This window comes from Roseibium aggregatum (assembly GCF_017309185.1).
GTDB lineage: Bacteria > Pseudomonadota > Alphaproteobacteria > Rhizobiales > Stappiaceae > Roseibium > Roseibium aggregatum_B.
This window is the reverse complement of record NZ_JAEKJZ010000001.1, coordinates 698097-710959: the sequence shown is the minus strand read 5'-3', so window position 1 is coordinate 710959 and position 12863 is coordinate 698097. Positions and strand designations below refer to the sequence as shown.

The window sequence follows — 12863 nt, the reverse complement described above, 5'->3', positions numbered from 1 at the left end:
GACATCAACAAGAGTTCCCGATGTCCGACAGCTCCTCCTCAACAGATCCCGTGAAACTCGGCTTCACGGTGACGAACCGTTCGGTTCTCGCCATAGCCGTTCCGATGACCCTCGGCTTTCTGTCAACGCCTCTGCTCGGACTGATCGACATGGCGGTGATCGGGCGTCTCGGCGACGCCGCCCTGCTTGGCGGCATTGCGCTTGGCAGTATTGTCTTCGACGTGCTCTTCAACACCTTCAGTTTTCTGCGCTCGGGAACCACGGGCCTGACCGCTCAGGCCCTCGGCGCGCGCAACGATGAAGAAATCAAGGCGACGCTTCTTCGCGCTCTTGTTCTGGCGCTGCTTGGCGGACTGGCGGTCATCCTTCTGCAGACCCCGGCCCGAGAAGCCGGAATGTGGTTCCTCGGCGGCAGCGCCGACGTGCAGAACGCAATGGCGCGTTACTTCGACGTCCGGGTCTACAGTGCCCCATTCGTCCTCGCGAACTATGCCATTCTCGGCTGGTTCCTGGGGCTCGGGCGCGCCGGCACCGGGCTGGCTCTCCAGCTCTTCATGAACGGTCTGAACATTGCCCTCAGCATCTGGTTCGTGATCGGCCTTGAGTGGAGCGTCGAAGGGGTCGCACTTGCAACCGCCCTGAGCGAAGCCTCCGCCGCCGGTCTCGGCGCCTTGCTAATCCTCGCCAACGTCAAGGGTAAATCCTGGCCGGCGCTTGCCATCATCCTGGACCGGCGCCTCCTCCTGCGAACGATGGCGGTGAACCGGGACATCATGATCCGGTCTTTCTCGCTGCTTGTCGCCTATGCGTTTTTCATGGCGAAGTCCGCCACCCAGGGAGACGCCATTCTGGCGGCAAACGCGGTGCTGGAGAAGTTCATCGTCGTCGCCGGCTATTTTCTCGATGGTCTTGCGACAGCCGCGGAACAGCTTGTCGGGCGCGCTGTTGGCGCAAGAAACAGGCCGGCGTTCGACAAGACGCTACGCCTCACGGCGATCTGGAGTTTTGCCCTTGCCGGATGCCTTGCTTTGGTTTTCCTCGTCTCCGGCACAGGCCTGATCGCCTTGATGACCACCGCGCCGGACGTGCGCGCCCAGGCGGAAGTCTATCTGGTCTGGGCGGTTCTGGCGCCTCTGCTTGGCGTACTGGCCTTTCAGATGGACGGCGTCTTCATCGGCGCCACATGGTCGAGCACCATGCGCAACATGATGCTGCTGTCTCTGGCCGCCTATATCGCCGCCTATTATCTGTTCTTTCCGGTCCTGGGCAATCACGGGCTCTGGCTGTCCCTGGAGATCTTCCTCGGCCTGCGCGGCGTGACGCTCCTGGCGATGTACCGGAAACGCGCCGCGGAAACGTTCGCGGCTTAGGGCATCGTTCGCCAGGTCTGAATCATTTGAACCACGATGCTCTATGCGGTTTCGGAAGCCCATGCCTCGACGTTGGTATCGCGCGCTTCCCGCAAGGACGTCAGGCCATCTGCGTTGAGCTTCGCGGCCAGACCCGTCAGGATTTCACCGATCAGGGCCGGTCCCCTGAAGACAAGCGCCGAATAGAGCTGCAGGAGATCGGCGCCCGCGGTAATCTTTTCCCAGGCGGTTTCCGCGCTGTCGATGCCGCCGACACCGATGATCGGCAGGTCCGGCCCCGCCAGCTTTCTCGCCCTGGCAAGCACGATGGTGGATTTGCGGAACAACGGACGCCCGGAGAGCCCCCCGGCCTCGTCAGCGGGGCCGGTGCCGCTCAGGCCTTCCCGGCCGATTGTCGTATTGGAGACGATCAGGCCGTCGACGTTCTTGGCGAGAACTTCCTCCACGATGTCCTGAAGGCCTTCATCGCTGACGTCCGGCGCGATCTTGAGCAGGACAGGAACGCGCCGGCCGAGCTTTTGCGTGCACTCGTCCCGCGCGGAGATCACCCCGGTCAACAGCTCCGCGAGTGCGGAGCGGGCCTGCAGATCGCGCAGGCCCGGTGTGTTCGGCGAGGACACATTGACGGTGAAGTAGGACGCGATGTCGGCGAATTCGTAGATACCGGAGACATAGTCGGCAGTCCGGTCTTCGGCGTCCTTGTTGGCCCCGACATTTATGCCGACGATCCCCGTCAGGCGCGGACGCGCGTCGAGCCGCTTGCGCAATGCCGCATGGCCTTCGTTGTTGAAACCGAACCGGTTGATGACACCCCGGTCGTCGGGCAGGCGAAAAACCCGGGGACGCGGGTTGCCCGGTTGCGGGCGCGGCGTCACCGAACCGGCTTCGGTAAAGCCGAAGCCAAGTTTGAGCAGCGCATCCGGAACTTCCCCGTTCTTGTCGAACCCGGCCGCCATGCCGAGCGGATTGGGAAAGGTCAGATCCCATAATTTCACCGCAAGGCGCGGGTCGACTTCCGGCCCCGGCCCCGGAACAAGGCCTGATTTCAGAGCCAGCACCGTCGCGCGATGAGCGGTCTCGGCGTCGAGGCACCAAAGGCCTTTCAGGGCCAGATTCTCAATCCAGGCCGGCGTCACGGTGCAAGCTCCGGAAACACGTGACTTCCGTCCGCGCCAAGGGGAAGATCCTTCACCCAGATCGCCGACGCCGGATCAAGATCGGCGTAAAGATGCGGAAACAGGGCTCCGCCGCGGGAGGGCTCCCATTTGAGGCAGTCCCCGAAGCCTTCCGCTTCCAGGGCCACGAGCAGAAGATCCGCCTGCCCCGCGAAGTGTTTCGCCGCCGTTTCCCGCACCTGGTCCGCCGTCGAAAAATGAATGTAACCGTCGGCCAGGTCGACCGGGGCACCCTTGAACACTCCGGCTTCAGTTGCCTCCCGCCAGAGAGACAGTGGAACGATCTTGAATATCAATGTCATGCGCCAGCCGGTTCCGTCTTTGATTTCCGCCGAATTTGACCGGGAACCTACCCAAAGCGATTTCAGCGGACAAGCGTTTACAGGCGCCGTACCAAGCGGACTGGGGATCTTTTTGAGGACATTTTGTTTGGTTGCGGGAAAACCGGAAAAAATCCTAAATTGACTCCCATTGTGCTGCGCAGGTACCAAAGCCCCGGAACCGCCCTGGGAACCGCGAGTGTCTTGGAATGAAGCTTCGGCCGATCATAGTGCCCGTCATTCTGCTGACCGCCGCCGGCGGCCTGCTCGCATGGCTTTTGCTTGCCGAACCGCCGCAAATTCCCGAAGACGGGAAACCGGCCTCTGCCGTGGAGGCATCCGCCCCGGCAACGGGCGCCGTGTCGGCTGAGGATCTCAGAACCGAAGAGATCGCCGGTGCCGAGCACCCTGTTCCGGCCGCACCCCTGCCCCAGGAAATCCGCGACGTTTCTCCGGACGGCGTAACTTCGCCCCGGGTGACCGGCAATCTGAAGCGCATAGAACCTTCAAAACGGTATCTGGAGCTCAAGGACCCGCCGGTCGAGCCTGTGCCGGATGGGCCTCTTGAGCTGACACGGGTCCAGGTTCTGGACAATGGCCACCTGAGGTCCGGCAAGCTGACGGTGACCCTGGCTTACATTGAACCGCTGGACCCGGAAGCCACCTGCGTTACCCGGACAGGGGAGACCTGGCCCTGCGGCGCAAGGGCCAGAACCTTCTTGAGAGGGCTGGTCCGCCAGTTCAAAATCACCTGTCACAAGATGGAAGAAACAGGTCCGCAGCAAATTCTGGCAACCTGCAAGCGCGGGCTTGTCGACCTGAGCGCACGTCTGATCCGCTACGGCTGGGCTGCGCCCTCGACGGACGCCCCTTCCAACTTCCAGGACCTTGCGCTCAAGGCCCGGGAGAAAAAGATCGGCCAGTGGAAGACCGAATGGCTGAGCGAGTTGCCCGGTCGCGATTGGGAATCGAGTGCCACCGCGGCCCTGCCGGGTCTTGAAGGCCTGACGCAGGAAGTCGTCGAGTGGAGCCTGTCGGCCAGCGAGGACCAACCAGGCGAACCCGTTCTTTCGCCCGACGCCGGCTTCCCCCTGCTCTCCACGCCGCAATGACATCGAGGGTCCAGTGAGGCCGGCTCATCCGGTCCGCCGTCAGGCCTTTGGATGCGCCGCACCCACGCGGAAAGTTACCCAGCGTAAGTAAACGTCATTTATACCGATATAAAAACACTCAATAGTACTTTCACGTAAAAATCTCAATTTTTCCGGTTATAGAATTTTTACTCAATTAATGAACTATAGTATTACTATGCACTCTTCCCACGGGATGAACAAGAAAATGAATTCCGCCTCCCTCAAAAAAGCAAACCCTTCACTGGACATCGAAAAATATTTGAACTTCATGTCCACAACCGGCTCGAGCCTCGACTCGGCCAGTCGCGCATGGGGCGTGGTCCGGCCGGCGCTGCCCGCCTTGCTCGAACGCTTTTATGAAGACCTCGTGAAAACCGAAGAACTGCGCGAGAAACTGGGAGCTCACGAGAAGAACACCAACCCGCTGAAAAGCGCTCAGACCAAACACTGGGAATATCTTTTCACACACGATCCCGACCTTGAATTTGTCGGTCAGGCGGCGCGCATCGGTCAGGCCCATGTCCGCATCGGCTTGAGGGCCGAATGGCTGATGTCTTCCTTCGGCCGGATGTTGAACGAGATCATCCCGGTTGTCGTCAAAAAGAACCGTTTCTCGCAAAGCGCCCAGATTGAAATGCTGCAAACGGTTGTGACCCGGTTTTTCCTCGACATGATCCTGTCGCAACGGGCCTTCGAAACCGAAGAGCGTCGCATGCTGGACGCCAAGGAGAAAGAGACCACAGGCCTGATGGGCCTGAGAACAACAGCGAACACCGTTTGCGAGTTGAACGAGATTGTCATGTCCATGGCGCTCCTGGCGCGCAACACACAGGAAGCGAACGAGAAGGGGCAATCCATCTCGGCGGCGGCCGACGAGCTTGTGGCCTCCATCGAGCAAATTTCCGAAAACAGCGAAGGCGCGGCCCAGGAAGCGACCGAGACCAACAATGCGGCGAAGGACGGCCTTACCAAGATGACCGCCGTGTCGAAGGCAATCGGCGAAATCGCCACGACCTCCCGGCAAACGTCGCAAAGCCTCGCCGAACTGAACGAAGCCGCCTCGCAGATCGGTGAATTCCTGACGGTCATTCAATCCATCGCCGACCAGACCAACCTGCTCGCGCTGAACGCCACCATCGAGGCGGCGCGCGCCGGCGAGGCCGGCAAGGGGTTTGCCGTCGTCGCATCGGAGGTCAAGACGCTTGCCTCCCAGACCGGCAAGGCCACGGAAGACATCGCCCAGCGGATCGAAGCCCTGACCACCGGCATGGAAACGATCCAGACCGCGATACAAAGTTCCGAAAACGCGGTGAAATACGGCGAGGATGCCATCGGGTCCGCGAACGAGATCATGCACTCGATCGACAGCATGGTCGGCAACGTCTCCGAGCGTGTCACCCAAATCACCGCCATTTTGCACCAGCAGAAGGGGGCGAGCCACGAAATCGCTCAGAATGTCAATAACGTGGCAGAAACCAACTCCAACACGACCCAGCAGCTCAATGCGATGCAGAAGGTCATGCAAAGCAGCAACAATCAGTTCAGTGAAACGGCCAAGACCTTCTTCAACGCGGATTCGAACAGATCGTTGTGCGAAATGGCCCGCGTCGACCATGTGATGTTCAAGAAACGCGTCGTCGACACGGTCACCGGACACGACGATTGGCATTCCGCGTCTATGCCGGATCATCACAACTGCCGTCTCGGAAAATGGTACGACTCGATCAAGAACGAAAAGATCCGGGCTCACCCGCTCTTCACAAGTCTGGTGAAACCGCATCAGGCCGTTCACGACTCCGGGCACCGGGCCCTTCGGGCGGTGGAAGCAGGTAATATGAGCGAAGCCTTCGCGGCCCTGGTCGACCTCGACCAGGCAAGCAAGGACGTTCTGCAGGGGCTCGGCGATCTTTCGGAAGCCATGGAAGGCGAGTTGAAAAACGCCGAAGCGCGCGGCACGCTCCGCAAGAAAGCAACCGGGACCGCGACCGTTCAGGTGGACGACCGCACTCTCTCCGCCGAGGTCGAGAATGTGTCCAAAGACGGTATCGCCTTGAAGGGGATTTCGCACATCAAGGAAGGCAAGACGCTCAAAGTCACCTTTGAAGGCTCGGACCGCCTGGGCCACGTGATCTGGTGCGACGGTCAGAAACTCGGCGTCCGGTTCTTCGACGAGACGGACTAATTCGAGCTCGATATCTGTTCTGGCCCAGGCAGGCATTGCCACAGCGATATGACACTGGCCCTGAAGCGAGTTAGGTTCCTCCCCGATCATTGTTCAGGGGAAGCTTCATGACACTCGAATGCAAGATTGGAATCATCGGCGGCAGCGGACAGCTTGGCAGTGCGATAGCCGAAGGCTGGCTCTCCGGTGGCAGCGTGCGTCCGGAAAATCTCTGGATTTCGAACAGGTCGGGAAGGTCCTCCAGGTTTCTTTCCTGGCCAAATGTGACTTTCACGACTTCGAACCAGGAACTGACGGACGCCTGTGACGTCATCCTCTTGTCCGTGCCTCCGGCGTTGACGGATACGATCGCGATCGCAGCCCCCGAAAAGCTCGTCATTTCTGTCATGGCCGGCGTCAGTCTGGAGGCTCTTTCGCAGCTGACCGGAACGAAACGCGCCGTCCGTGCCATGTCGAGCCCTGCCGCCGCCCTTGGGCTTGCCTATTCGCCGTGGTTTGCAGCCCCGGGTCTTTCGGATGACGATCGCTTATTTGTGAGTACGTTGCTTTCAGCCTGTGGCTCCTCCGACGAAGTGCCTGAGGAAAACCAGATCGACGTGTTCACGGCCATTACCGGCCCCGCTCCCGGATTTGTGGCTTATTTCGCCGACTGCATGGTGAAATATGCGCTTGCGAACGGTGTCGAGCCGGACGTTGCCGTGCGTGCCGTCAAGCAGCTTTTCCTCGCAAGCGGCGAAATCATGTCTCGGGACACAGTGACACCGGACACTCGCGTCAAGGAGACGGTCGACTACGCTGGCACGACGGCTGCCGGTCTCGTTAAGTTAAAGGAACTCGGCGTCGAAGGTCTCATTGCCGAGGGACTGGGCGCGAGCACGGCGCGCGCTCGAACAATCGCTCAAAAAGTCTGAGTTGACCGCGAATGCGAAAAAGGCGGAGCTTTTGCCCCGCCTTTTGAAAACAGGCGCTTGGCGTCCCATCAAGCCGTCAGTTCACCCGCCAGCGCCTTGCGGATCATCTCGCGGGTTTCGGCAATACCGTAAAGTGCCACGAAGGAACCGAAACGCGGTCCCTTTTCCTGCCCCAGCAGCAACTGGTAGAGCGCGGAGAACCAGGCGACCGAGACGCCCGGGCCGCCGTCGGGGCCCTTCTTGTTCGGATCCTGGTAGCGTTCGATGGCGCGGGCGACATCGAGAACCGCGTCCTGGATCGCCGCACCATCGCTGTCGGAGGGCAGCTCCGCCAGTTTCGCGTCGAGCTGTTCGAGCGCTGTCCGTTCGACCTCGTCCGGCGTCCTGAAGGACTTGGTCGGCTTGACGAAATCGTCGAAGTAGCGGATCGCGTAGCCGACAAGGGCATCCAGTTCCGGATGGGTCCCGGCGGTCACGCCCGGCGCATAGCGGGAAATGAAGGCCCACAGAACCTCCTTGTTTTCCGCGTTGGATGCCGACACGAGGTTCAACAGCATGGCGAAAGGCACCGGCATGTCGATTTTGGGAATGTTGCCGGAGTGAATATGCCATGCCGGATTCTGCAGTTTCTGCTCCACCGGCATCTGATCGTACTTCTGGACGAAGGTGTAGTATTCGTCCACCGCCTTCGGAATGACGTCGAAATAGAGCTTCTTCGCGGTTTTCGGCTTCTGGAAATTGTAAAGCGCCAGGCTCTCGGGCGAAGCGTAGGTCAGCCATTCGTCGATGGTCAGGCCATTACCCTTCGACTTGGAGATCTTCTCGCCCTTTTCGTCGAGGAACAGTTCGTAGACGTAATGCTCCGGCGCCTTGCCGCCCAGGATGTTGCAGATCTTGTCGTAGATCGGCGCGTTGGTCATGTGATCCTTGCCAAACATCTCGAAGTCCACGTCGAGGGCAGCCCAGCGCATGCCGAAATCCGGCTTCCATTGCAGCTTCACATTACCACCGGTAACGGACAAGGTGATTTCCTCGCCGGTCTCGTCGTCGAAGGTGATCGTACCGTCCTTCGGATTGACGTCCTTCATCGGCACGTAAAGCACGCGACCGGAGGTTGGCGAGATCGGCAGGAACGGCGAGTAGGTCGCCCGGCGTTCCTCGCCCAGTGTCGGAAGCATCACGTCCATGATCTTCCGGTATTTCCCGGTGGCGTTGATCAGCGCCTCGTCGAACTTGCCGGACTTGTAGTATTCGGTCGCGCTGGCGAATTCGTAGTCGAAGCCGAACGTGTCCAGGAACCGGCGCAGCATGGCGTTGTTGTGCGCGGCAAAGCTCTCGTAATCGCCTCCGAAAGGGTTCGGCACTGCGCTGAGCGGCATTTGCAGATAGGGTTCGAGCGCAGCCCGGTCCGGGACGTTTTCCGGGATCTTGCGCATGCCGTCCATATCATCGGAAAAGCACAGAAGCCGGGTCGGGATCTTGTCTTCGGTCAGAAGACGGAAGGCGGTCCGGACCATGGTGGTGCGCAGCACCTCGCCGAAGGTGCCGATATGAGGCAGGCCGGACGGACCATAGCCCGTTTCGAAAAGAACCGGTTTTTGAGGATCCCGTTTTTCCACCCGTTTGACCAGTTTGCGTGCTTCCTCAAACGGCCAGGCTTTGGATTTCTGGGCCGCTTCGACAAAGTCTTGCGAAAGGTCGAGCGTGGGCAGGGAATGGTCGGTCATTTTCGAGTGTCGTTCTTCTGTTTTGGATGAAATTCACGCAACCGCAGGGCGTCCGGCCGGCGGCTGCGGCGGGACACTAGATCAAGCCGCCGTCGTGTGCAATCAAATGAAAGGGGAGCACGGCGAAGACCCCGGAACGAGACTGACTTCCAAGGGCCTTGACGGCTTCGGAAACGGCGGGCGGGAACCGGGACTTGGATATCGCGGTCCGATGACTTGAAGCTTGGCCGACAACCCATTACACCGTGCGTTCGAACCGGCACCACTGGAGAACGAAATAGTGTCTATGAATGAGCCGATCACCATTCAGGAAGCCCTCATCTACGTCATGGTCATCGTTTCCGCTTCGGACAACGAGATGACCGACAAGGAACTGGCCACCATCGGCGACATGATCAAGATGCTGCCGGTCTTCAACGGTTACGACAGCAACCGGGTCATTCCCGCGGCCCAGCGCTGCGGCGACATCCTCCAGGAGGAAAACGGCCTGCAGCTGGTGCTGGAACTGGTGGGCGACGTTCTCCCGCCGAAACTCTACGATACCGCCTATGCGCTCGCCGTCGAAGTCGCCTCCGCCGACCTGCACGTGGAAAAGGAGGAACTCCGGCTTCTTCAGTTGCTGCGCGACCGCTTCAGCCTCGACAAGCTGACCGTCGCCGCCATCGAGCGCGGTGCGATCGCCCGGCACCGGACGGTCTGACCGTCCTCTCCGGCGGATCGCAGGCGCTCGTCAGTTGAGGCTGTGGATCGCGTCGGGCAGGTCCAGCGAGAAGGCGGGGATTGCGACCTCGATAAGCGCGCCGGCCTCGTCTTCCATCGAGTAGGATCCGGCCATGATCCCGGAATCGGTGGTCAGCCTGCAATGGGAGGAGTACTCGAACGTTTCTCCGGGCTCGATCACCGGCTGCTCTCCGACGACCCCCTCACCGCGCACCTCCTCCATGCGGCCCAGGCCGTCCGTGATTTGCCAATGGCGCGTCTTGAGCTGAACCGGCCCGGTTCCGCCGTTGTGGATTTCCACCATGTAGGCCCAGATGAACTCGCCGTTTTCCGGACTGGATTCGTCGTCCATGTAAAACGGCTCAACAGAGACCTCGATCCCGTCTGTGGTGGCGCTGTAACTGCCGGACACGATTGTTCCTTTTGGATATCAAACCCGCATTCTGGAGGGGCTTATAGGGCGAATGACGCAAGCGTGAAAGTGTCTTGCTTGAGATTCGGGAGAGGATTTTGCATGAACGGCGCTGAATTCATTTAAAAAGCAAGTCCCGTTCATGTTCGATGCCCGCCTGCGCCCCCTGATCGACCCGCCGCTGAACCGTCTCGGCCGGATGCTGGCGCGGACCGGGGTCGGCGCGAACGCCGTGACCGTAACCGGTTTCGTCCTGGGGATGGCCGCGGCTGTGGCCATCGCGCTCGACGCACCGCTTCTCGGGTTTCTCCTGATCGCGCTCAACCGGCTGGCCGACGGTCTCGACGGGGCGGTGGCGCGGGCGACCCGGAAGACCGACCTCGGCGGCTATCTCGACATCAGCCTGGATTTCTTCTTTTACGGCGCGATCCCTCTCGCCTTCGCCTTTCAGAACCCTTCCGCGAACGCCCTTGCCGCGGCTGCGCTGCTGGCAAGCTTCTACGCCAACGGCTCGGCCTTCCTGGCATTTGCCATCATGGCGGAAAAGAACAAGCTCAGGACCGACGCCCAGGGAGCGAAATCCCTCTATTATCTGAGCGGTCTCGCGGAGGGCGCGGAGACAATCGCGGTCTTTCTCCTGATGGCGCTGCTGCCGGGCTGGTTCCCAATACTGGCCTGGGCTTTCGCGGGCATCTGCTTCGTTTCCGCCGGCTCCAGGGTGCTGATGGGGATCGGAGCTTTGCGGGATTAACGCCCCTCTTCCGCCCTGTAACGCTCCATCCAGTCGCGATTGACCGCGTCGGAGAGCCTTGCGACGGGCGGCGCGATCCCTTTCGCGGCATCCAGGTCAAGCTTCAGGCGCTTGAAAAGTCTCAAGAGCTGCGCCTCGGGATCTCTTGAAAGAGCGTCGTAGGTGATCCGAAGCGGTTCCAGGCCCTGCGATCGGAACCAGGCCTCCCAGTCCCGGTCATAGGCGGTCATCTCTTCCATGTGCCGCCCGATCAGGCCAGCATCGTAGACCGGTTCCCGGTGCTCCGAGAGCCGTTCGATTTCCGTTCCGTCCGGCGCCTTGTGCCAAAGGCCCGATTGCTCCGCCTTCACGAAGGAGACGGCCTGCGCAAGCTTGTCCTCGCGGGTGAGATGGATGAACAGCGTCCGCCCGAACGCCGCTTCGATCCGCCGGACATCGTCGCGCAGGCCTGGATGAAGCTTTTTCAGCTGCGCGCAGAAGTACGGAAAACTCCTGCGCTGCATCCGCAGTCCGAACAGCGGCGTGCCTCCCCGTCCCTTGTTCAGCGCCGCCTCGAACACCGCTTCAAGCAAATCCGCTTCGCTCGACGTCTCGTCGTTCTCCAAGCCGTAATAGTCCAGCCATTCGCTCAACGAGGGCTCGTGGAACAGAGATCCGGGTTTCCCGGCAACGCCGGTCGCCGCAAGCAGCTTGCACAGCAGCGTGCTGCCGCTGCGCGGCGACGTGCAGATCATATAGGCGGCGTAGTCCGGCTCAGACACGGTAGCTTTCCCTTTCGGTATCACCGCGCGACAGGTATCTCACCTATCGAAAAAAGGCAGCGAAAACCCCGCTTTAAACCGCTCCGAGCGCCTTTTCGACGTCTTCCAGAAGATCGAGCGGGTCTTCCAGGCCGATAGACAAACGCAGCAGGCCGTCGTTGATGTCGAGTTCCGCCCGGGCTTCTTCGCCGATGGACTGGTGGGTCGTGGTCGCCGGATGGGTGATCAGGCTCTTGGCGTCACCCAGATTGTTGGAGATCTTCACGATTTCCAGCGCGTTGGTGAAGCGGAAGGCCGCTTCCTTGCCGCCTTCGACCTCGAAGGCGAGCATGGTCGACCCGCCGCGCATCTGGCGTCTGGCGACTTCCGCCTGCGGGTGGTCGTCGCGTCCGGGATAGATCAGCCGCTTCACCTTGGACTGTCCGGCTAGGAAATCGGCGATCTTTCCAGCGGTTTCCGTCTGCCGGGCAATGCGGATCGGCAGGGTTTCCAGCCCTTTCAGGAGCACCCAGGCGCTGAACGGGCTCATGTGCGGGCCGGTATGCTTGACAAACGGCATCACCTCGTCGGTGATCCATTCCTCATCCGACAGGATGACACCGCCGAGACAGCGCCCCTGACCGTCGATATGCTTGGTGGCGGAATAAACCACCACGTCCGCTCCAAGGGAGAGCGGCGACTGAAACATCGGCGTGGCGAAGACATTGTCGACGATCAACCGCGCGCCTGCCGATTTCGCGATATCCGCCACGGCGGCGATGTCGATGATTTCCAGCGTCGGGTTGGTCGGGCTTTCCAGGAAAAGAGCCTTTGTGTTCGGGCGGACGGCGGCTTTCCACTGCTCGATATCGGTGCCGTCGACCAGCGTGCTTTCCACTCCGAAGCGGGGCAGAAGAGTTTCGCAGATGTAGCGGCACGAGCCGAACAGGGCCTTGGCGGCGATCACATGGTCCCCCGCCTTCACCGATGCCATCAGCGCCAGATTGACCGCGGCCATGCCGCTCGCGGTGCCCCGCGCGGCCTCCGCGCCTTCCAGCGCCTTGATGCGGTCCTCGAACATGGAAACGGTGGGATTGGCATAGCGGGAATAGACATAGCCCGGATCGTCGCCGTTAAAGCGGGCTTCCGCCGCCTGCGCGTTGTCGTAGACGAACCCTTGCGTGAGGTAGATCGTCTCCGAGGTTTCCCCAAACGGCGAACGGGTCGTTCCCCCGTGCACCAGGGCGGTCGCCGGACGCCAGTTCTTTTCTCCGGTCCTGTCGGTCTCAGTCATGTCGTAAATTCCGTTCCAAACGCAAAAAACCCCAGCCTCAAGACCGGGGTTTCCACCTCCGGCCTTTTTAGCGACTTGTTTAACGTGGCTGCAAGCCGGCCGGCCCAAATCACCACGATGAGAGCCTC

At 60.7% G+C, this 12863-nt stretch carries 12 protein-coding genes and 1 riboswitch; of the genes, 6 read left to right on the top strand and 6 right to left on the bottom strand.

Going from position 1 to position 12863, the window contains the following annotated elements; genetic code table 11:
- Positions 1 to 20 precede the first annotated feature (20 nt).
- Positions 21 to 1370 carry an MATE family efflux transporter gene (locus JF539_RS03190; RefSeq protein WP_207138898.1) on the top strand — a complete coding sequence of 450 codons (1350 nt, stop codon included), beginning with the start codon at positions 21 to 23 and terminating at the stop codon, positions 1368 to 1370.
- Positions 1371 to 1411: 41 nt separating this feature from the next.
- Here JF539_RS03190 and JF539_RS03185 read toward each other — a convergent pair whose 3' ends face one another.
- Both JF539_RS03185 and JF539_RS03180 read right to left on the bottom strand, forming a co-directional pair.
- Entirely contained in the window at positions 1412 to 2506 is a 1095-nt protein-coding gene (locus JF539_RS03185) for a quinone-dependent dihydroorotate dehydrogenase (RefSeq protein WP_207138897.1), read from the bottom strand.
- Positions 2503 to 2847 (bottom strand): DUF952 domain-containing protein, encoded by a 345-nt coding sequence (locus tag JF539_RS03180; protein ID WP_207138896.1) that lies wholly within the window; start codon positions 2845 to 2847, stop codon positions 2503 to 2505. Before JF539_RS03180 ends, JF539_RS03185 begins: the two co-directional genes overlap by 4 nt.
- A 227-nt stretch (positions 2848 to 3074) precedes the next feature.
- Between JF539_RS03180 and JF539_RS03175 the strand changes: the two genes are divergently transcribed.
- From JF539_RS03175 to JF539_RS03165, 3 genes are all read left to right on the top strand, one after another.
- The gene (locus JF539_RS03175) at positions 3075 to 3977 is read left to right on the top strand and encodes a thermonuclease family protein (RefSeq protein ID WP_207138895.1); all 903 of its coding nucleotides are present in this window, start codon (positions 3075 to 3077) and stop codon (positions 3975 to 3977) included.
- A gap of 178 nt (positions 3978 to 4155) precedes the next feature.
- Complete coding sequence (locus tag JF539_RS03170) at positions 4156 to 6180, top strand: methyl-accepting chemotaxis protein (RefSeq protein ID WP_328809192.1); 2025 nt, start codon at positions 4156 to 4158, stop codon at positions 6178 to 6180.
- Between the two features lie 107 nt (positions 6181 to 6287).
- The gene (locus JF539_RS03165) at positions 6288 to 7091 is read left to right on the top strand and encodes a pyrroline-5-carboxylate reductase family protein (protein ID WP_207138893.1); all 804 of its coding nucleotides are present in this window, start codon (positions 6288 to 6290) and stop codon (positions 7089 to 7091) included.
- 68 nt (positions 7092 to 7159) lie between these two features.
- On the opposite strand, the gene JF539_RS03160 is transcribed toward JF539_RS03165, so the two are convergent.
- Positions 7160 to 8818: a lysine--tRNA ligase gene (locus tag JF539_RS03160; RefSeq protein ID WP_207138892.1), complete on the bottom strand. Its 1659-nt coding sequence runs from the start codon at positions 8816 to 8818 to the stop codon at positions 7160 to 7162.
- A 286-nt stretch (positions 8819 to 9104) separates the two neighbouring features.
- On the opposite strand from JF539_RS03160, the gene JF539_RS03155 reads away from it, so the two are divergent.
- On the top strand, positions 9105 to 9518 hold the full coding sequence (locus JF539_RS03155) for a tellurite resistance TerB family protein (protein ID WP_207140821.1): 414 nt from the start codon (positions 9105 to 9107) through the stop codon (positions 9516 to 9518).
- A 30-nt stretch (positions 9519 to 9548) separates the two neighbouring features.
- Here the strand turns inward: JF539_RS03155 and apaG are convergent, their stop codons facing one another.
- Complete coding sequence (apaG, locus tag JF539_RS03150) at positions 9549 to 9950, bottom strand: Co2+/Mg2+ efflux protein ApaG (protein WP_207138891.1); 402 nt, start codon at positions 9948 to 9950, stop codon at positions 9549 to 9551.
- 142 nt (positions 9951 to 10092) lie between these two features.
- Here apaG and JF539_RS03145 point away from each other — a divergent pair, with 142 nt between their 5' ends.
- Complete coding sequence (locus JF539_RS03145) at positions 10093 to 10701, top strand: CDP-alcohol phosphatidyltransferase family protein (RefSeq protein ID WP_207138890.1); 609 nt, start codon at positions 10093 to 10095, stop codon at positions 10699 to 10701.
- On the opposite strand, the gene JF539_RS03140 is transcribed toward JF539_RS03145, so the two are convergent.
- Positions 10698 to 11462 (bottom strand): Stf0 family sulfotransferase, encoded by a 765-nt coding sequence (locus tag JF539_RS03140; protein ID WP_328809191.1) that lies wholly within the window; start codon positions 11460 to 11462, stop codon positions 10698 to 10700. The two genes, JF539_RS03145 and JF539_RS03140, sit on opposite strands and share 4 nt — an antisense overlap.
- Positions 11463 to 11535: 73 nt before the next feature.
- Complete coding sequence (locus JF539_RS03135) at positions 11536 to 12735, bottom strand: O-succinylhomoserine sulfhydrylase (RefSeq protein WP_207138889.1); 1200 nt, start codon at positions 12733 to 12735, stop codon at positions 11536 to 11538.
- 46 nt (positions 12736 to 12781) lie between these two features.
- Positions 12782 to 12861, bottom strand: a riboswitch (SAM riboswitch).
- Positions 12862 to 12863 lie beyond the last annotated feature (2 nt).

Bases quoted from the DNA above. Each gene is read 5' to 3' on its own strand.
- JF539_RS03170 (WP_328809192.1), top strand. From the start codon at position 4,156: ATGAACTATAGTATTACTATGCACTCTTCCCACGGGATGAACAAGAAA.
- JF539_RS03135 (WP_207138889.1), bottom strand. From the start codon at position 12,735: ATGACTGAGACCGACAGGACCGGAGAAAAGAACTGGCGTCCGGCGACC.
- JF539_RS03180 (WP_207138896.1), bottom strand. From the start codon at position 2,847: ATGACATTGATATTCAAGATCGTTCCACTGTCTCTCTGGCGGGAGGCA.
- JF539_RS03155 (WP_207140821.1), top strand. From the start codon at position 9,105: ATGAATGAGCCGATCACCATTCAGGAAGCCCTCATCTACGTCATGGTC.
- JF539_RS03145 (WP_207138890.1), top strand. From the start codon at position 10,093: ATGTTCGATGCCCGCCTGCGCCCCCTGATCGACCCGCCGCTGAACCGT.
- JF539_RS03175 (WP_207138895.1), top strand. From the start codon at position 3,075: ATGAAGCTTCGGCCGATCATAGTGCCCGTCATTCTGCTGACCGCCGCC.
- JF539_RS03190 (WP_207138898.1), top strand. From the start codon at position 21: ATGTCCGACAGCTCCTCCTCAACAGATCCCGTGAAACTCGGCTTCACG.
- JF539_RS03165 (WP_207138893.1), top strand. From the start codon at position 6,288: ATGACACTCGAATGCAAGATTGGAATCATCGGCGGCAGCGGACAGCTT.
- JF539_RS03160 (WP_207138892.1), bottom strand. From the start codon at position 8,818: ATGACCGACCATTCCCTGCCCACGCTCGACCTTTCGCAAGACTTTGTC.